General features: G+C 35.4%; 14 protein-coding genes, 1 pseudogene and 4 other annotated features (1 of these 19 cut by a window edge). Of the genes and pseudogenes, 1 reads left to right on the top strand and 14 read right to left on the bottom strand.

What is annotated here, in order from left to right; all coding sequences use genetic code 11:
* Positions 1-180 precede the first annotated feature (180 nt).
* From AC1DKZ_RS10070 to AC1DKZ_RS10020, 11 genes are all read right to left on the bottom strand, one after another.
* The gene (locus AC1DKZ_RS10070) at positions 181-3297 is read right to left on the bottom strand and encodes an MMPL family transporter (protein ID WP_476996131.1); all 3117 of its coding nucleotides are present in this window, start codon (positions 3295-3297) and stop codon (positions 181-183) included.
* Positions 3298-3456: 159 nt separating this feature from the next.
* Complete coding sequence (locus AC1DKZ_RS10065; RefSeq protein ID WP_002084903.1) at positions 3457-4023, bottom strand: TetR/AcrR family transcriptional regulator; 567 nt, start codon at positions 4021-4023, stop codon at positions 3457-3459.
* Positions 4024-4149: 126 nt separating this feature from the next.
* Positions 4150-4605, bottom strand: coding sequence for an NUDIX domain-containing protein (locus AC1DKZ_RS10060; RefSeq protein ID WP_476996130.1), 456 nt, complete (start codon positions 4603-4605; stop codon positions 4150-4152).
* Positions 4606-4715: 110 nt separating this feature from the next.
* Positions 4716-5879 (bottom strand): GNAT family N-acetyltransferase, encoded by a 1164-nt coding sequence (locus AC1DKZ_RS10055; RefSeq protein ID WP_431181840.1) that lies wholly within the window; start codon positions 5877-5879, stop codon positions 4716-4718.
* A 290-nt stretch (positions 5880-6169) separates the two neighbouring features.
* Complete coding sequence (locus AC1DKZ_RS10050; protein ID WP_431181841.1) at positions 6170-6676, bottom strand: SpoIIAA family protein; 507 nt, start codon at positions 6674-6676, stop codon at positions 6170-6172.
* 17 nt (positions 6677-6693) lie between these two features.
* Positions 6694-7983 carry a 3-phosphoshikimate 1-carboxyvinyltransferase gene (gene aroA / locus AC1DKZ_RS10045; RefSeq protein WP_431181842.1) on the bottom strand — a complete coding sequence of 430 codons (1290 nt, stop codon included), beginning with the start codon at positions 7981-7983 and terminating at the stop codon, positions 6694-6696.
* A gap of 16 nt (positions 7984-7999) precedes the next feature.
* Entirely contained in the window at positions 8000-9100 is a 1101-nt protein-coding gene (gene tyrA, locus AC1DKZ_RS10040; RefSeq protein ID WP_219302785.1) for a prephenate dehydrogenase, read from the bottom strand.
* Positions 9093-10193: a histidinol-phosphate transaminase gene (gene hisC / locus AC1DKZ_RS10035; RefSeq protein ID WP_002136935.1), complete on the bottom strand. Its 1101-nt coding sequence runs from the start codon at positions 10191-10193 to the stop codon at positions 9093-9095. Before hisC ends, tyrA begins: the two co-directional genes overlap by 8 nt.
* 18 nt (positions 10194-10211) lie before the next feature.
* The gene (gene aroC, locus AC1DKZ_RS10030; protein ID WP_002013434.1) at positions 10212-11384 is read right to left on the bottom strand and encodes a chorismate synthase; all 1173 of its coding nucleotides are present in this window, start codon (positions 11382-11384) and stop codon (positions 10212-10214) included.
* A gap of 53 nt (positions 11385-11437) precedes the next feature.
* Positions 11438-11657: a binding site (T-box leader), on the bottom strand.
* 9 nt (positions 11658-11666) lie between these two features.
* Complete coding sequence (locus AC1DKZ_RS10025) at positions 11667-12743, bottom strand: bifunctional 3-deoxy-7-phosphoheptulonate synthase/chorismate mutase (RefSeq protein ID WP_002013433.1); 1077 nt, start codon at positions 12741-12743, stop codon at positions 11667-11669.
* A 194-nt stretch (positions 12744-12937) separates the two neighbouring features.
* Positions 12938-13172 (bottom strand) — a binding site (T-box leader).
* Positions 13173-13226: 54 nt separating this feature from the next.
* Positions 13227-13463: a binding site (T-box leader), on the bottom strand.
* Positions 13464-13570: 107 nt separating this feature from the next.
* Entirely contained in the window at positions 13571-17083 is a 3513-nt protein-coding gene (locus AC1DKZ_RS10020) for a DUF4020 domain-containing protein (RefSeq protein ID WP_476996129.1), read from the bottom strand.
* 150 nt (positions 17084-17233) lie between these two features.
* On the opposite strand from AC1DKZ_RS10020, the gene AC1DKZ_RS10015 reads away from it, so the two are divergent.
* Positions 17234-17671 (top strand): YndM family protein, encoded by a 438-nt coding sequence (locus AC1DKZ_RS10015; RefSeq protein WP_219302789.1) that lies wholly within the window; start codon positions 17234-17236, stop codon positions 17669-17671.
* 245 nt (positions 17672-17916) lie between these two features.
* On the opposite strand, the gene AC1DKZ_RS10010 is transcribed toward AC1DKZ_RS10015, so the two are convergent.
* The 3 genes and pseudogenes from AC1DKZ_RS10010 to serS all read right to left on the bottom strand — a co-directional run bounded on the left by AC1DKZ_RS10010 (position 17917) and on the right by serS (position 20359).
* The gene (locus AC1DKZ_RS10010) at positions 17917-18441 is read right to left on the bottom strand and encodes a cysteine hydrolase family protein (RefSeq protein ID WP_149190627.1); all 525 of its coding nucleotides are present in this window, start codon (positions 18439-18441) and stop codon (positions 17917-17919) included.
* A 42-nt stretch (positions 18442-18483) separates the two neighbouring features.
* Positions 18484-19023: a GNAT family N-acetyltransferase gene (locus AC1DKZ_RS10005; protein WP_201052373.1), complete on the bottom strand. Its 540-nt coding sequence runs from the start codon at positions 19021-19023 to the stop codon at positions 18484-18486.
* A gap of 61 nt (positions 19024-19084) precedes the next feature.
* A pseudogene (gene serS / locus AC1DKZ_RS10000) lies at positions 19085-20359 on the bottom strand (serine--tRNA ligase).
* Between the two features lie 106 nt (positions 20360-20465).
* Positions 20466-20542 (bottom strand) — a binding site (T-box leader); it runs 154 nt beyond the window's last position.

Genomic DNA, 20542 nt, shown 5'->3' with positions numbered 1-20542 from the left:
TTAGCTTTCTACAATGAAATCGAATAGTTTTTATCCATTCCCCTAGTTATTTTTTGTATATCATCGATCTCTTTCTAATATCCCCATTCGCTTCTCATTCTGTAATACATTAGATCATTTTTTCATTTCATATTTTATATACAAAAAACCTGTAGAGAAAACATTCCCTACAGGTTTTTCTTATTTCGTATTTATTATTTTCTCTTTATAACTCTTCAATTTACTCGCCAATCCTATTAAAGCTGGTAACAATATCGGCATTACAATTAAAGCTAATAGTATAAGGGCAATGCCAACAACTAATGCCACTTGTATTAGCGTCAATACTCCTGAAGGGATTAATGCAGCAAATGTTCCGCCTAAAATAAGTGCCGCTGATAATACGACTCCCCCTATGTGACGAGATGCATTTACAATTTTCGTTACTGAATCCCCTTCTAGCTCATTGTATCGCATCATTACGAAAATGCTATAATCCACACCTAGAGCGACAATCATTATAAAGCTAAAGAATGGAACATTCCAGCTTAATGACTCTACGTTTAATAAGTGTGAACTAATTTGTTCACTTATACCAAGTGAAGCAAAGTAAGCTAATATTAATGATCCAATAATAAAGATTGAATTTAAGAATGAGCGTGTAATCACGATTAATACAAGCGAAATCCCTAATAACATAATCGTAGCAGTACGTAAGAAATCTTGCCCGGTTACTTCTTTTAAATCAACGTTTCTAGCTGTTGTCCCGCCGATCGCTTTTTTCACCGATTTTAATTCTGTACCATTTAACGTACCATCTATCGTTTTATTAATCTCTTGTATGATTGGCATCGCTTCTTTTGAATACGGATTTACGTCTAAAATAATTGTCATTTTAGCAATTTTTCTATCATGTGACATGTACGTATTCAATGCTTTTTGGAAATCTTCTCCCGCTAAAACTTCTTTTGGAATATAAAATTTCTCAGAGTTTTTTGATTCATTAAGCTCGCCTAAATATTTCTGAGCATCCCCTAGGCCGTTACTTACCTTTCCAAGCCCTTCTGTACTTTTAGATAAGCCTGATTGTAATTGCCCCATCTTTTCTTGCAAATCTTTAAGCCCTGTTAAAAGTTGCCCTTGCCCATCGTTTATTTTCGTTAATCCGGATTGTAACTCAGTTGATTTGTTCGCAATTTGTTTTGAACCTGTAGCCCCTTCGCTCAATCCTTTGTTCAGCTCAGCAGCTCCTTTTTGTAACTTGGTAACTCCATTGTTCATTTCTTTTAAACCGTTATCTACTTTCAGTAACGATTGATTTGCTTCTTTAAACGAATTCATCGCTGCTTTATGCTGCACCGCCAATTGATTTAATTCTTTTGAAAGTCCAGTTAATTGTTTTTGAGCTTCTTTAGCAATTCCTAATGTTTGCTGTATGTTCGGGTCATTTGCTAATTCTGGTTTCGTTTGAATGAAATTAGTCATTAACACTTCAATTTGTTCATATCCTTTTTTCGCACCATCAATTGCTTGAGAAATGCTTCCGAAATATTGATCGTAAGAACTTAAACCTTTTTCTAACTGCTCATAACCAGCATGAAGCTGTGAAGTTGCATTTGACAGGGCATTGATATTTCCGTTTAATGATGCTAGCCCATCCTCTATTTGCTTCGCTCCTTGTGCTCCATTGTTTATTCCATTCGATAATTGATTTAAAGCTGTCCCTAATGCTGATACGCCATTTTTCGCTTCATTTGTTCCATCAATTAACTTTTGAACATTTGCAAGACTATTTGAGTCATTACTACCCATTTTATCTTTCGCATCAGTTAATCCTTCATTAATTTCTTTTATGCCACCATTTGCATCTCCTAAGCCTGTATTCAATTCTCCGGCTTGTTTATTTATATATAATTCTTTAATCTTATCTCCAGTTGGACGCGTCGGTGAATATACTTCTGAGACTCCTTTAACTTTCGAGATTTTATCAGTAAGTTCATCTAAAGTTTGTAAAGAAGTCGCCTCATCTAACTTTTTATCCGATTGAATAACTAACGTACTTGGTGAAGAAAAACCAGGCGGAAAATGCTCTTCTATTACGTTAATCCCCATTTTTGATTCATATTTATTATCCACTTCAAATAAATCATTGTAATTAAGCGTGTTAGAATATTTTAATACGAATGGAATCGATATCACGAATACGATAATTAAAGCGATAAATGGTCTTGCTACTGAATTTTTCGCAAAGAATCCCCATAAACGACTATCCTCATGTCCTTTAAATGTTTTAACTGGATAAAACATTCCTTTTCCTAATAGCACCATGAAAAATGGATTTAAAGTAGTTAATACGAGTAGTAATACTGCAACACCAATTGCTACTGCTGAAGTAGATTGATATAATTTAAAACTCGCTAAAGCAAGAGATGCAAAGCCAATTAGTACTGCTATCCCGCTATATAAAACGGTTTTACCTGCCGATTTAAACGTTTCTTTCGTAGCCAAAAATGCATTTTCTTGTTTACTTAATTCTTCTTTAAATCTTGTATATAATAAAATGTTATAGTCTGTTCCCACTCCAAACAGGACGACTACTACAAACACTTGCGTAAAGTTTGAAAACGGAAAATTAAATTGATCTACAAGATGGGCAATAATCCCCATTGAAATTAAATACGAAACACCAACTGTAAGAAGAGAAATAATCGGAACAACTGGTGAACGGAATACAATGATTAATACTACAAGAATGAAAATGATCGAAATAACTTCTGTCTTTTTCACGCCCTCTTGAGAGGATGTAAGAAAATCACCCGCTATTAAATCACTTCCTGTTAAGTACGTTGTAACTCCTTTCGTTTGTACTTTTTTATGAAGATTATTTGCAATTTTTGATATTTTACCATGTTTTTTATCTACCGATATTTGCGTTAAAATAGTCGTATTATCTTTAGAAACTAATTGTTTCTCCAGTTCTTTATTATCTAAATGTGAAACGACTTCCTTAATTCCTAATTGCTCTTTTCCATTTTGCAGCGCGTTGATCGTTTTTGTTATTTCCTCTTTCTGTTCATTCGTTAATGCGTTTTTATCTCCACTATTAAAGACGGCTATAATTTCATACTTTTCAGCCCCTTCTTTATCCATTTCTTTTATCATCTTGTCAGCAATACTGCTTTGTTCTGTTTTTGGAATCGTGATTTGCCCTTTTTCCTTCACTAACTGATCCATATTAGGCATCGTTACGACCATTGCAATAGTAATAACTATCCATAATAGAAAAGATAAACTTCTCCAACTTTTTAGCTTGCTCATTTGAATCATCTCCTGTTATTAGAGTTTCATTCCCTATTTTTGAAAATATCATTTAGGAATGAACGTTCATTCCTATTATCCTATTAAATTATTTTTCAATTCTATCAAATCACTCCCTGCGGAATGAATGTTCATTCCTGTCCTTATAAAGCTATAGAATCAAATGATTCTAATAGCATTCCAAGAGCTCTCTTCCAATTCTTTTACTAATTCTTTTGAGTATTCTAATTGCCCTGTCGCCATTACTTTTATTAATTTTTCAAGCGGTTGATATACAATAATAATTAAAGCAATTATAGGCAATGGACGAAGAAAACCTTTTTCGATTCCATCTTCAATAATATTCATAAAGAAGCCTATAAAATCATCAAATATTTTCTTACTCTGTTCATCAAGAAAATAACTATCACAGTGAGAATTTGTAAAAAGAAAAGCATTCACATTGTTTCTCGCAAATTCAAATAAACGGTTATACGTATGACTAAACTGTTCACGAATATTTGCTTCAACAGGAAAATCAGTTTTTATTGTTTCAGATAGCTGTAGCATACTTTTGGTAAATAATGAGTTAACGAGTGCCTCTTTATTTTCAAAATAGCGATAAATAGTACCCGCGCCAACTTTTGCTTTTTCAGCGATCATCGGAATTGTCGTACCATCGTAACCACGCTCTGCGAATAATTGTATAGCCGCTTCAAAAATGTCTTCTTGTTTATTTTTAGCCATTTTTCTCACCTCAATTTCCAGGAATGAAAATTCATTCCGTTTTTAATTATAAATTACATGAATTAAAAGTCAAGTGTGTAAATACGCTATTGAAACATTTATCAAATAACACACTCAATTAAGATATTAATACATTTTTTGCGTTATCCCATCAAAAAATTTCTTTGTATCATCATGACTTAAAACCCTCAATACATCTTGTATCTTAAAAAATTGAACTTGACTTATTTCATTATCTTTTGGATGTAAATCTATTCTGTCACCTATATATTCTACATAAAACATAGTAGTTTCTTGCTCTTCATATCCAATTTTCATTTTGAGTTCTTCAGGAAAGCCAAAGTAAATTTTATCTTCAAATTGTTTTATAACTTTAAACTTTGTAGATCCAGTTTCTTCTTCCAGCTCTCTCAAAATAGCACTCTCTAAATCATTATCTGTATGTTTCACTCCACCTTTAGGAAAATCCCATTCCCCCTTTGACATAGCATATTCTCCATCTATGTCGCTAATTTTCACCTTATGTACCAATAAAAATTCACTGTGTTGGAATACGACCGCACCTACGGCTTGCCTAATCATTTTACTTTTCCTCCTAAAACAATGATTTCACTCTATTAAATAGAAAAGTACTATAATAAAAAGTTTATCATTATAGTACTTTGTTACTCATACATAGCACATGACATTAATTAAAAGAAATCATAAATAAACGGCTTACGCACCGGCACTACATTCTCAAATGCACGTATCTCCTCTTCGCTACCGCTTATTAAGCCTATTTCATTTAATTCTAGCGGTCGCTTGTAACCAAACATAATAGTAGATAACGCATTAATATCGATTTGAATTCCATTTTCTTTTGCTGTTTCTTCTTTAACGATTGTTATTTCATTATTTTTAAGTTGAACCGTTACGTTATTCCACGGTGCAAATGAATCTGTAATATGTAAAATTACTTCTTGCTCTTCGTTGTTCCAGTTCCATTCATATTGTTTGAAAAACTGTTCTACATCTACAATTCTTCCCATGAAATATGGAGTTACTTCTGCTTTTACTCGTGGTTCTTGTAATGTGTAAAGAAGTGGTTCTGTCTCACTTAGTATCATTTCTAGATCTTTAATCATAGAATCATGTTGGCAGATGAAGTTCCAAAGACCAATTCTTGCTTCATTATGTAATGGGACAAATTCTTCTACTTTCATTTTAGAATTCTCTATTTTGTATAAAATGTAACCAGCCGCCGTTTTATTTTCATCATAGTAAACTGCCAATGTTAAATCATGATACACCGCTTGTAGCCACCATTTACGTCCGCGAACTAACATACCAGAAAATCGTTCTGCAAATGTTTCATATAGATTCTCTACTTCTTCTGGATGATTATCTTTACTAAAACGTTTCACTGTACCATTCACTTGTTTTTTTATTATTAAATCGCTCTTTGTCATCTGACATACGATTCGATTCGCACAAAGTTCCCAGCCATATTTACGATAAAATGAAACGGCAAATGGATGTAACATCGATACACTATATCCATCTCTTTTCATAGTTTGTAGTGAATGCTGAAGTAACTCTTTTACATATCCACTTCTTCTATATTCCGGATACGTCGCTACCCCCGCAACGCCGCCCATTTTAAACTTTTCTTTTCCTATGTAAATATGAAAAGGAATTAAGTGCAACTTTGCAGCTAACTCTTCTCCTTCCATAATACCGTATATTTGATGGCTTTCCTTCATTCTTGCAATTTTCTGCTCTATCCATTCTTCATTTGCTTTATATTGAAAAGCATATTCTGATAAACGTAATGCTTCTCTAAACTTATCTTCTTTTAATTGTATAACGTTCATATATTTCTCCTCCATTCCTCGTTTGAATTATATCATAATTCAAACTATTATAGTTCGGTAAGTGAAATTACGAGGATGTTTCAACAAAAGATATCGATTTAGAAACAATCTAACATAAAGGCTCTTTTCAACTGCTTTCTATTGGTGGCATAAGAATATTAAAAGCCTTGCGTTCTCTTGGGTTTGCGAAGCTAAGAGGTACCATTGAAAGTGATGAAACTTATGACAACGGCAACATTACGGGCATAAAAAAAACCAGTTGATTGAGAGAAACTGGTTCAATAAAGGTTTTATATTGGATATTCATTCAACCAAATTAATGCTTGTTCATAATCATCGAAAAATTTTACGGATTTTTTTGTATTGGATTGTTGTAAATAATTCATTATCTCCCCTTCTTCAAGGAGAAACGCAATTGCCTTACTGTGATTTAAAATGGTTTCATTGAAGAACTTATCTTTCCATGCTTTTTGAACAGAAAAATGATCTGGCGTGTATCCTTTTCTATCCACCAACAATTTGTATTTCCGCCCCTCGGAAATGAATTGCTGACAAACCTGCTCGAAGCCATTAAACCATTCATAAACATCAGCTGTATTAATCTTGCCAATTAGATGGGTAACAATTAAATCCCCTGAAACTGTTGTGCTGATATTCTGTTTACTCAACTTGGAATCCTCTCCCTTAGTTACAATTATGCGTAAAAATCTCATAAAATCAATAAAGATAAAATTCTTACACAATAAAGCAACATTATTTACGAAAAAAGCCAACATAAAAAAGCAGATACATTGCATATCTGCTTCTCATCACTTTATTTAGCTAACGTTTGTAGTTCTTCAAAAAATGTAGGATATGATACACCTACTGCTTCTGCATCTTCAATTGTTGTTTCTCCCTCAGCAATACAGCCGGCAATCGCAAGCATCATTCCAATGCGGTGATCACCGTGACTATGTACTGTAGTTCCTTTTAGCTTACATTTACCGTAAATAATCATTCCGTCGTCGGTCGCTTCAATACGAGCTCCTAGTTTCGTTAGTTCAGCAACGACTGTATCAATACGGTTCGTTTCTTTTACTTTTAATTCGTGTGCATCTTTAATGACTGTAATTCCATCTGCTTGTGTTGCTGCTAAAGCGATAACTGGAATTTCATCGATTAATCTTGGGATTATATCTCCGCCAATTTCGATTCCTTTTAGTGATGATTTTTCGATTGTAATGTTTGCAGCTGGTTCAGATGCCCCTTCGTTAATTGACTCTACAGTAAATGTAGCACCCATTCTCTCTAAAACATCTATAATACCTGTACGTGTTGGGTTCATTCCTACATTTTGTAATACTAGTTTACTATTTGGGATAATTGCACCTGCTACTAAGAAAAATGCCGCTGATGATACGTCACCTGGCACATGAACGTCTGTTGCTGTTAACTTCTGTCCACCCGCTAGTTTTACAGTTTTCCCCACGCGAGTTACCTTTACACCGAACGCTTCAAGCATTCTTTCCGTATGGTCGCGGGAAATATGTGGTTCTGTAACAGTTGTTACACCTTCTGCACGAAGTCCTGCAAGTAAAATAGCTGACTTTACCTGTGCGCTTGCTACAGGTGAAGTGTACTCAATTGCTTTTAAATCTCCGCCACGTATTGTGAGCGGCGTAAATGTTCCTTCTTTTCGGCCATCAATTTTTGCGCCCATTTGTTTTAATGGATTTGTAACACGTTTCATCGGTCTTTTTGCGATAGACGCATCACCTTGTACGCAAGAGAAAAATGGTGTGTTAGCCAAAATCCCTGACATTAATCGGATCGTTGTACCAGAATTACCAACATCTAATACAGCTTTTGGCTCTTGCAAACCTTCTAATCCTTTTCCAATTACCGTAACTTCTTCTCCATTTTGCATTATCTCTACTCCCATTTCTTTAAAACAAGAAATAGTACTTAAACAATCCGCACCAGGAAGAAATCCTTTAATTGTTGTTTTACCTTCCGCGATTGCGCCAAACATGACAGCGCGATGGGAAATTGATTTATCTCCAGGGATTGTAATTGTGCCATTCAATCCGTTATTTACAGTTTGTACTCTTTTTTCTTTCACGTTGTCACCCTCCTCATTAAATTGTTTCATACGTTTGGTATTCTTCTTTTCCGAGCGCAATTTTTGCCTGCGTTCGATCCTCTTCTCTTTGGAAACTAATTCGTAAAACTCCGAGCAATCCTTCTCGCGCTTCTAATATTTGCAAGTTCGTAATACTAATTTCTTCTTCTGCTAGAATGCTCGTGATATGGGCTAATGCCCCTACTTTATCTAAAACGTCGACGTATAAGTCGTGATAGGCAGGAATCGCCCCTCTTTTTCGAACTGGTAAAGAGTCACGATATTCTTTCGCATCTGCAAAATAACTTTGTATTTCTCCTGCATCTCCTTTAGAAACCGTCTTATATAGCTCTTCCATTTCTGAAATCCATTCTTCTAATAGTTCCAATAAATGCCCGCGATTTTGCTTTACGATATCACTCCACATTTTCGGACTACTTGATGCAATACGTGTTATATCTTTAAATCCGCCTGCCGCTAGTTGATGAATAAGCGGATTATCACCAGCATGTTTCTCAACTTGTTTTACTAATCCTGCTGCAATTAGGTGCGGAAAATGACTAACTATTCCTGTTATATAATCATGTTCTTTTGTATTTAATACAAGAAAATGAGAGCCTGTTCCTTTTAACCATTCTTTTAGCTCGTCTACTTGATCCGCCTGTACGTGATTCATTGGCGTTAAAATGTAAAATGCGTTTTCAAAAAGGTGTGCTTTTGCACTTTCAACTCCAGTTTTATGAGAACCTGCCATTGGATGTCCACCAATAAAAGAAACTTCCTTTGAAAATAAAGCTTCCGCTTCGTTCATAATCGTTCCTTTTGTACTACCAACATCGGTCACTATAACATCTTCTCGTAAATGAAATGATGCAAGTTTGTGTAACAACTTTTTCGTTTCTTCAACTGGAGAGGCAAATACAATTAAATTTGCCTCCTCACATGCACGCTGCAAATCTACTGCTACTTCATCAACTACATGTAATTCTTTTGCGTGCTCTACTTGCTCTTTAAATATGTCATAACCGATAATCGTTACATCGTGCTCTTTTTTAATCGCTAATGCAAGAGAGCCTCCTATTAATCCAGTACCGATTAATAATACCTTTTTACACATTTGCCTCATCTCGAGACTTACCTTTTTTATTTTCAAAGTGTTGTTTTAACACTGAAATCACTCCTTCATTTTGTTCCCTAGTTCCGATTGTAATACGGACACCATTTGGGAACGGACGAATAATAAATCCTGAGTGTGCACAAGCTTCATAAATCTCTCCCCCATTATCTACTGGTAAGAAGATGAAGTTTGTTTGCGACGGATAAAATGGAATTTCATTTTCCGTACAAAAACTCTCGTATTGTTGTAATCCCTCTGTATTAACACGTACAATTTCTTCAATAAATGCTGCATCGTTAAAAGCAATCGTCGCTGCTTTTTGCGCTAATGAAGATACGTTAAATGGCAAACGTACGACATTTAATTTCTCGATTAACTCTTCCTGTCCAATCGCATAACCAACGCGGAAAGAAGCTAATCCGTACGCTTTAGAAAACGTTCTAAGTACAAGAATGTTGTTATGTTTTTCTAAAAGCGGTAATGTCTCAGGGAAATCTTTTGCTGTTACGTATTCATAGTACGCTTCATCAATGACAATTAACGTATTTTCACTAATGCTTTCAATGAATTGAGTCAATTTTCGCTCATTCACATATGTGCCTGTCGGGTTGTTCGGATTACAAATCCATACGATTTTTGTATGTTCATCAACTGCTGAAGAAATTTCATCTAGATCATATACACCGTTCTTTAAAGCAATTTCTTTCACTTCACAGCCTTCAATAATTGCATGATGACGGTACTGTGGGAATGTTGCACCAGCCGTAACAATATTATCTCCTTTACATAGTACTGCACGGCTGATAATTTGAATGACTTCATCAAGACCACTACCACAAAGCACTTGTTCCATTTGAACTTGTAATTTCTCTGCAATAGTTTGACGGAGTACTTCAGCACCTCCGTCAGGATATAAAGCATGTTCCTCCCACGATTTTTGTAATTCTCCTAAAACACGAGGTGAACAGCCAAATGGATTTTCATTTGATGCTAACTTAACAAATGAATGATTCCCGTATACTTCTTTCATTTGCTCTGGTGATTTACCTGGTTTATACGGTTGTAATGATGATAGTTGATCTTTTACTCGCATGTTAAATCCACCTTTTCATTAAAATTCTTTTGCGTATTTGTTATGTTGCGAAATATTTTGTTTTAGTAATTCCATGCGATCTTTTCCGAATTGCTCGACTAGTGCACCGGCAAGTTCCCATGCAACGACAGCTTCAGCTACAACACCTGCTGCTGGTACTGCACAGCTATCAGATCTTTCAATACTCGCTTGGAACGCTTCTTTCGTATCAATATCTACGCTTGCTAACGGTTTATATAATGTAGGAATTGGCTTCATTACGCCTCTTACGACAATTGGCATACCTGTTGTCATACCGCCTTCTAAACCGCCGGCATTATTCGTATTTCTCGTGTATCCTTTTTCTTCATCCCATAAAATTTCATCGTGCACTTTACTTCCTGGCTGTCTTGCCGCTTCAAAACCAATTCCGATCTCAGCACCTTTAAATGCATTCACGCTCATAATAGCACCAGCAAGTTTTGCATCTAGTTTACGATCGTAATGAACGTAGCTACCAACTCCAATCGGCATTCCTTCTGCAATGACTTCGACAATACCGCCTATAGAATCCCCGCTACTTTTCGCATCATCAATCGCATTCATCATTTCTTGTTCTACTTCTTTATCTAAACATCGAACTGGTGAATTTTCAGTTATCGTTTGAATTTCTTCAATTGGTAAGTTTGAAATACGCTTCGCTTGTACCCCACCAATTTCAAGAACATGCCCTGCAATTTCCACGCCTAATTCTTTCAAAATTTGTTTCGCAACTGCACCAGCAGCTACACGAACTGTCGTTTCTCTTGCAGATGAGCGCTCTAATACGTTTCTTATATCACGATGGCCATATTTAATTGCTCCGTTTAAATCCGCATGTCCTGGACGTGGTTTTGTAATTGTACGTTTCATTTCTTTACTTTCTTGCTCCGAAATTGGTTCAGCACCCATTACTTTCGTCCAATGTTTGAAATCATCATTTTTTACGATTAACGTAATTGGTGAACCAAGTGTCATTCCGTGACGTACACCACTTGCAATTTCAACTGTATCTGTTTCAATTTGCATGCGTCTTCCGCGCCCATGCCCTTTTTGTCTTCTTAATAATTCTTTATTAATATGTTCCGCTGTTAATGTTAAACCTGCTGGTACACCTTCTAAAATAACTGTTAACTGCGGCCCATGTGATTCTCCAGCTGTAATATATCTCATTTCTCTTGCCCCTTTACTATTTTTTTGTACAAAAAAGTCCCTACTGAGCGCTCAGTAGGGACGATGTTTATCGCGGTACCACCCTAGTTGTAGACTTCTTTCGTCTACCTCTCTTCTTCTTTAACGATCGTTTGACCGTCTTTCTCTCCAAAAGTTGGCGGGAAAGATGCTCCAAGGCTGTAATTCATGCTTACCTTTGTACTGATTCACACCGGCCATCAGCTCTCTTTAACAGTGAGATAAGCACTACTGTTTCCTCTTCAGCGCATTTATGATATGGAATTAAGATAATTTATTTTTGAAACCTTTTAACTCATCCATGAATCTATGGAATTCTGGAATATCCATTTGTTGCGCAGAATCTGATAACGCAACTGCTGGGTCTGGATGTACTTCCGCCATTACTGCATCTGCTCCAATTGCAAGTGCCGCTTTCGCTGTTGGTAATAATAAATCTCTACGTCCTGTTGAATGTGTTACGTCAACGATAACTGGTAAATGTGTTTCTTTCTTTAAAATCGGTACTGCTGAAATATCTAATGTGTTACGTGTCGCTCTCTCGTATGTGCGAATACCGCGCTCACAAAGAATAATTTGGTCATTACCTTGTGCAATAATGTATTCCGCTGCATTAATGAACTCATCAATTGTTGCTGCTAACCCACGTTTTAGTAATACTGGCTTGTTAACTTTACCTACAGCTCGTAGTAAATCGAAGTTTTGCATGTTACGTGCTCCAACTTGAATTACATCAACGTATTCTAGCGCCATTTCTACGTCATTCGGATTTAAAATTTCACTAATAATCGCTAAGTCGAACTCATCTGCTACTTGTCGTAAAATTTGTAAACCTTCTACTCCCAAACCTTGGAAATCGTATGGAGATGTTCTCGGTTTGAAAGCACCGCCGCGCATTAATTTAAGTCCTTGATCTTTCATCGCTTGCCCTACTTGGCGAACTTGCTCTAAACTTTCTACCGCACAAGGTCCCATAATGAACGTTTGTGTTCCGTTTCCAATCAATTCACCTTTAACATTAACAATTGTATTTTCTTTTTTCTTTTTACGTGAAACTAGTAATGCTTTACGGTTATCATCTTCTTGCAATTCTAAGCTAGCTTTGAAAATCGTTTTGAAAATATGTTGAATCGTTGACGTTTCGAATGGTCCTTCGTTATGCTCTGCAAGCATATCAAGTACTTCACGCTCACGTACTGGATCAAAGCGTTTCGTACCTTGTACTTGTTTTTGCTCTCCAATTTTTTGAACGATTTCACCGCGTTTGTTTAATAGGTGTAATAATTGTAAGTTAATTTCATCTACCTGTTTACGTAATTGATCTAATTCGTGATTTGCCATTTGGAAATCCTCCTCTAATGTTTTAAAAGTATAGTAAGAGAATAAAAAATTCTCTATTTTCTGAACTGGTTAATTATACAAATTTAAAGTGGAATCGATACCTCTTCTTATTTTAAACTAATAATTACCATAAAGACACTAACTACTAGTTAATAAGCCACTTTTTTGTACARAAAAGCCCTACTGATTCAATCAGTAGGGACGATATTTATCGCGGTACCACCCTAGTTGTAGACTTATTTCGTCTACCTCTCTTCATTGTTAACGATCAATGTGACCGTCTTTCCCTTCATAAAGATACATATCTTTACTACGAAAAAGATGCTCCAGGACTGTAATTCGCTCTTGTTTTTGTACTGGTTCACACCAACCACCAGCTCTCTGTTACAGGGAAACAACAACTACTGCTTTTCCTTTCAACGCATGTTTATTATATTTTCAAGTTGGACCGTCAAAATACAAAAAGTCCCTACTGAATAAATCAGTAGGGACGATATTTATCGCGGTACCACCCTAGTTGTAGACTAACTTTCCGTCTACCTCTCTTCACTGTTAACGATCAATTGACCGCTTTTTCTTCATAAAGACAATACTATCTTTACTATGAAAAAGATGCTCCAAGACTGTAATTCATGATTATCCCTGTACTGGTTCACACCAACCACCAGCTCTCTGTTACAGTAAGACTAACCACTACTGTGATCTCTTCATTGCACTTTGTTTATTCAAATGTGTTTGAAATTGAATAAGTATGATTCGTATTATAGAACGCTTTTCAAAACACTGTCAACAATTTTTTATATATTTTTTCAAATTCCACTTTCGCCCTATGATTCCTCTTGTAAATTCTCCGTTACGATTCCGATGCGAATTATTTCATTTTCTATTAAATTTAATACATGTCTTTCTACTTCATACCTGGTTAATAGTTCTTTTATTTGTATGATCTCACTTTCAAATAAATCGGCTTCTTGACACGTCTGCAGTAAAGTAAAAAACACATTTGCATACAATTCTTTATACGCTTTCATACGCTCTTTCTTTTCAAGTATCCCTATAAACAACTGCTTCATTTCTTCTTGATTAGATTGTCCTTCCACACCTTGAAATTTACTCGAAATAATATTTAATCCTTTTTCTAAAACCTCATCCATGCATAAAACAATACGTAAAAGCATCATATATTCTCTCGTTGTTATTACGCCCATTTTCGGACGTTCTCTTAAAAACACACTAAGCCACGCTGTCCAAAATTTTTGTTGTTCCTTACCACTTAACGTTTTTACGTAGTAGCATAAATACTGCATAAATTTAATTTTATTCTCTTCGTTTTCTTGCATCAAAAGTGGATATAACCAATCTGTTTTTTGCTCCCAATATAATACGCATTTAATAAATACAAAGCTAAGCCATTTTAAAAATGCTTCTCTCGTATATGGATGTAGTGCATCTAAATGTTCTACTGCATACTTAATATATCGTCTTATTTCTGTAAACAAAGGTAGATTAATTTGCGTATAACATAATCCCGCCCACGCATATTTCGTAAGCTCACTTTCTTTCTTTAAATCTAAGTAAGGTAATACATTTTTCCGACACCATTGCTTCTCAATATGGTATAAAAACGTAATATCTGCTGTTAAACGCGCAAACATGAAGTTCGTTCTTTCCGAAGTAACCCTTACCTGCTCCTCAAATAAAAATAAATATTCATACACGTTGCGATCGTATAAATGATCATATGCTAACAGTTTTAGTAATACAGCAGTCATCTTCCCAACAGGATGCTGAATAGATTCATTGTAAAACTCTTGTTTTCCAATCTTAAAATCCGATTCCCCTCTCATAACTTGTGGAAGTACAGAAAAAGCAAAGCGTTTTACAATCCTTATACTATTTTCATCTAACTCTTCTAATCGATTACTAATTTCATATAGAAAACTACTAATTAACCAATGAAAAGCAGTATTTCTAATAAATCTCTGCAATAACGGAATGATTTTTTGAATTTGTTCATTCGCCAAATTCCGGTTATTTCGCCACTCTCTAATACATACAAACCATACTTCATTACTAATTTCGTGCACGCCTACTAGTTGATAAGCAAACGAAATACTCCACTCTACATTCAATTTACACGCTTTTGATAACATCTCTAAAAAATGGCGTTGTTCAAAAACACCGTCTCTTGAAAATTGCCGAACTTGCTCCATTATTTCATCGTCTTTCAGCTGCAGTAATCCATCAGCTGTTACATTGCATGTAATACGTTGTTCATTTGCCTCTTTCTTTGGAACACTGTATAGATCTGAAGAAAAATGGGGGTGTTTCTGTTTCATTAGCTCGTATCCTTCCGCCGTACACTTACTATTCGAATCACACGTGAATAGTAAGTCTAATACAAGACAAGCATCAAACGCCCTCTCTTCTGCAAGATACTCTAATACATGTTGAATTACTTCTTCTTTCGTTTCCTCTAAAGCATCTGCGTAATAATTCTTTAAAAGTTGAAACACTTCATGTTTACATGTGAAATCTAACAGAACATCTACATGTAACAACCACTTCAGTTTGTCATCCGCTATAACGAATACATTATTAATCATTGCTTCAATTGCAATTCGCTTTTGAAGTACACTATCAGTTTCTATCATTTCTGTAATATAATGATTTGCTTTTTTTTCATTGTTTTCACATAAATATGTAAGACACTCTTTTACAATTTGAATTAAAAATGTAAAATCATTTTGCTGTAACTCCTGCTCTGAAATTTCTCTATCTCTTCTTTTCAGTGCATTTTGTCTTAATGACAATAGTTGTATCTTTTCTAACCCCGTAACCATAATCGGATTTGCGTAGTAAGCGATATGTGGTCTCATTTTCTCTTTCCAAATTCGCTCCACATGAGAAAAAATAGGCATCGGTATACGACTCGATTCCTCGAGTTCAATCGACTCTTGCGTATCATTTCCCCATCTTCTTACACGCTTCAATTTAAGTTTCCCGTCTAAAATAAACGTTAATAGCAACAAGCCAATTTCTTTATGCTCAGGGAAAGAACATTTTTGCAATAAATATGTGATCATTTCAATAGAGCTACTATCTTTCTCTGCTGTTTCTAATAAAAGCAATGTCCATCTTGCAAACAACAAAGGGTCCATCGTTTCTTTCGTTTCGTTTAAGTAAGTACAAATTGTTCGCCACCATAATGGGGATATTTTAGAATGATTTTTAAAAATCAATTGAAATAGTTCTTTTTGATGACTAAATAGAAATTGCTCCACCAACCATTCCGCAAGCAATTCATCTACTTCATCATAATTTGCTGTAAGCAGAAATAAATTTCTTAGTTTCCCTTCTGCTTCAAGCCATTCCACCCATTCATAATCACGAGCAAATTCAACGAAGTACCGAACGGTTTCAATTTTTTTTATTGACTGTTTTATATAGGATAATTGCTCCTGCTCTACTGATGGAGGAACGGTTACAATATCACGAATACGCATTCTTTTCGTAATATAATTATCCCCCATTAATTCCGCCCACCGCTTCACCGCTTTCACAAGCGCCTGATGATTATTTGCTTTATTCGGATACACAATCGGTCTTATCCCTAAATGCTCCCAATGATATGTATTATCACCTTGTGCGACGAAAGCATAACGCCTTGTACTCGGTGGTAAGCCTGTTGCTAAATATTTCATTACAGGATCATTATGACTATACCCAACGAATAAAACAGTGTAATTTGAGAATAAATCAACTAAAAATCGTCTCGCCCATCCTTCTGTTAAGTAAGCCCTTCCAAAATCACCATCCGTTAAAATTAAAGCTTCTTTCTCTTGTTCTACATTCCCATGTATGTAAGCCAACCCTTTAAACGCTCTCCCTGTCGGTAAAGCAGGTGCATAATAAATATTCAGCTCTCTATTCATTTCTGTAATTACAGACGTAAAATGTTGATCAAAGTTTGTCGTTACAATTCGAACATCCGTATCTAACGGAAACAGCCTTGGAATCGCATAGTGTAATGGATTTGGTTTTGATTTTTCTATATTAACGAGGTCTCTTGCAACTTGATGCACATCTTTCGTTTTCGCAATTTTACCGAGATAATAATCGTGGGGTTCTGTCATCTCACGCCTTTCGACATATAAAGCTTTCGAAATTTCATCAACTAAATCATCGAAATTCGGTAAGTTTGATTTCCCCTTCATAGAAACTCCTGCTCCAACGAATAATACTAACTTACCTTGTTCAAGGTGATCGATTAACTCATCTGGAATTTCTACTTCTGAAGTTATCCACATCCCGGATTCCCCCTTACCTAAAAATGTCATACGCTCTCATTTCACTATAACATTTTTTGATTATTTTTTTAATATTTAGATAAAATTTCAGCATGATAAAGTTTTATATAAATTAAACCGTTCCAATGTATGAACTCCTGAATTTATTGTAAAACTATGTATAAATGGGAGGTGTAAATATTGAGTGATATTACTGTAATACTTATCAAATTTATATCATGCATCATCGCTTTTAGTATCGGACTAGCTCTATTTTTCCCAGCAACGCTCGTCCAAATCATTTCTTTTAGTCTCTTCGTCACAATCGTTTCTTATATGTTTGTTGATAAAATTATTTTAAATCGAATTGGCAATTCCGCTGCCATTATGACGGATTTCTTACTTGCGTATTTAAGTGTTTGGATTTTCGGTAATATTTTATTAGACAACTACATGCAAATTGCATGGGGCAGTATCCTTTCTGCCATCGTCTTTACATTATCAGAAGTAATCGTCCATCGCTTTTCTAATTCCCACACAAGACACAGCAATGATAACATTCGAATTAATCGCCGGTTTGCATATGGCACGGAGTTTGCTGAAGAACAGAATGTGTTGGATAAAGATAAGAAGAAATAAAGCCATAATTACTGGTGCAAAAAAGTAGCTGTCTCATCAGTCGAATTTTTGACGATGTGGCGCTCCTTTTTGTTTTTTATACTATCAATACGGTGAATGAAATTATATCAACGATTTTGGAAATATATCCATCGTAACTCTAATTATATCAACGGTTCGACAAGAAATATCGATTTATCGACAACGTTTGATAGCCTATCTTCAAATAAAAAAGCTGCCCCATTAAGAGACAGCAACTTCTGTAATTACGCTTTTACTTTTAAATCTTTTAACGTAATAACATCTGCAAATGATCCAAATACAACATTATGATGTTTTACAATATCTTCAGCGCGTAATACATCTGTGTCAAATGTGCTATGTGCATCACTTACTAATGTTACTTTATACCCTTCACTAAACGCTCTTCGCGTTGTCGTATCAACACAGTACTCTGTTTGCATTCCTGAAATAATAACATGCTCAATCCCTTTTCCTTGTAACACTTCGTTTAAGTTTGTCTTATGGAATGAGTCTGGAGTCGTCTTTTCAACGACAAGCTCCCCTTCTCGCGGTGCAATCGCCGCATGTACTTTCCAACCATCTGTCCCTTTTTCTAATGGATGATCTTTTGGCCCGTTATGTTGTACATAAATAACCGGAATACCATTTGAACGACATTCCCCAATGAGCTCTTGCAACGTTTCTAAAAACTTTTCCCCATTATGTACTGGGATTCCTGCTGTATACATACCCGCTTGCACATCAATAACTATTAATGCCTTTTTCATTTCACACAGCTCCCTTTATTTTTATAAGCCCCTGCATATTTATTATAATTGTTTATATTCTACCATCCAACAATCTTCTAATTTCCCCTCATGCAGTTCATGTTTCTTTAATATCTTCACCTTTTTAAATCCGCATTTTTCATAACAGCTTATCGCACGTTCGTTATTTACTTTAGGGTCCATTGCAATTGCTTCTGCACCCACTTCTTTCATAATGTATGTAATTGCTGCTTGAACGAGTTTTGTTCCAATTCCCTTTCCCCAATAGAGTGGTTCACCGATAAATTGGTCCATTCCCCATACATTTTGTGATTCTTCATATCCATATAACGCTTTCCATTCAAAATCAACGGGATACATTTGAATGTAACCAATCGGCATTTCATCAAATTCTACTAAGCATCTTTTTTCATGACCGTTTGGATGATGTATAAAATGATCAAGCACCTTTTCTACAGATTGCGGATTATCTCGTCCTTCGTAATACTGCAGGACTTCTGGGTCTGTTAGCCATTTTGAAATGATAGGTGCATCGTTTTTTATTACGTATCTAACTAATAAATTTTCTTTTTGAAATAACATGTAGCACCTCTTTATTAGCATTTTATAAACTGTTAAACTTTATTTCAAATCAACATCATTCTTATTTAATAACCCCTACTCCCCCCATGTATGGACGCAATACTTCTGGAATTATAACTGAGCCGTCTTCTTGTTGGTAGTTCTCTAAAATAGCTGCTACTGTACGCCCTATAGCTAACCCAGAACCATTTAATGTGTGCACAAATTATGGTTTTGCACCTGGTGTACGACGGAAACGTATGCTTGCACGACGCGCTTGGAAATCTTCACAGTTTGAACAAGAAGATATTTCACGATATCCCCCATAACTTGGTAACCAAACTTCAATGTCATATGTTTTCGCAGCTGGAAATGCTATATCAGCTGTACATAATACGATAACTCGATAAGGTAATCGTAACAATTGTAGTACCCTTTCGGCATTCGCAGTTAATTTTTCTAACTCATCGTATGATTCTTCTGGCTTGGTATACTTAACCATTTCAACTTTGCTAAATTGGTGCTGGCGAATAAGCCCTCTCGTGTCACGTCCTGCACTACCAGCTTCAGAACGGAAACATGGCGTATGAGCAGTAAAATTAATAGGTAATTCTGCACCATTTAATATTTCGTCACGATAATAGTTCGCTAATGGTACTTCCGCTGTTGGAATTAAAGAGTAATCTGTGTCTTTTAATGTAAATACATCTTCTTTAAATTTTGGGAATTGTCCTGTTCCTATTAAAATATCGCTATTTACGATAAACGGTGGAATTACTTCCGTATATCCATGTTCTTCAACATGTAAATCTAGCATAAAGTTAGCTACCGCTCGCTCTAAACGTGCTCCCAAGCCATTGTAATATACGAAGCGGCTTCCTGTTACTTTTGCTGCTCGTTCAAAATCTAGTAACCCTAATTTTTCAGCAACTTCCCAATGTGGTTTTGCTTCAAATGAAAATTCGTTTATTTCTCCCCACTTACGTAATTCAACATTATCGTCTTCTGATGCTCCAATAGGCACTGTTTCATTAGGTATATTTGTTAATGTCAATAATATAGAATTCAATTTCTCTTCTACATTACGTAACTCATCATCTAACGTTTTAATACTTTCTCCTACTTCACGCATTTCACTAATAAGTTCATTTGCATCTTGTTTTTCACGCTTTAACTTCGCAATACGCTCAGATACTCCATTACGTTTACTTTTTAATTCTTCTACTTCTACTAACAGTTCACGACGATTCTGATCTAATTCTTCAAATGTATCCAATTCAAGAAACTCTCCACCGCGATTAATCAATTTTTTCTTTACTTCTTCAAAATTAGCACGTAATACTTTTACATCTAACATGTCTTATCTCTCCTTTAATAAGTGACTAATGTCATCTTCTTCGTTCACATTAAGCTCTTAAGATAGGGAATTTTACTAAAAAAACACAAAAAACTCCCGTCCCTATAAAAGGGACGAGAGTTAACCCGCGTTGCCACCCTAGTTGAAAGCATAGAATATAAAAGCTTTCCACTTAAAAAATTA

The sequence above is a fragment of the Bacillus sp. 05T21 genome (genome assembly GCF_056396785.1).
Note: the sequence above shows the minus strand (reverse complement) of the source record. Positions and strands in the feature narration are given on the sequence as shown.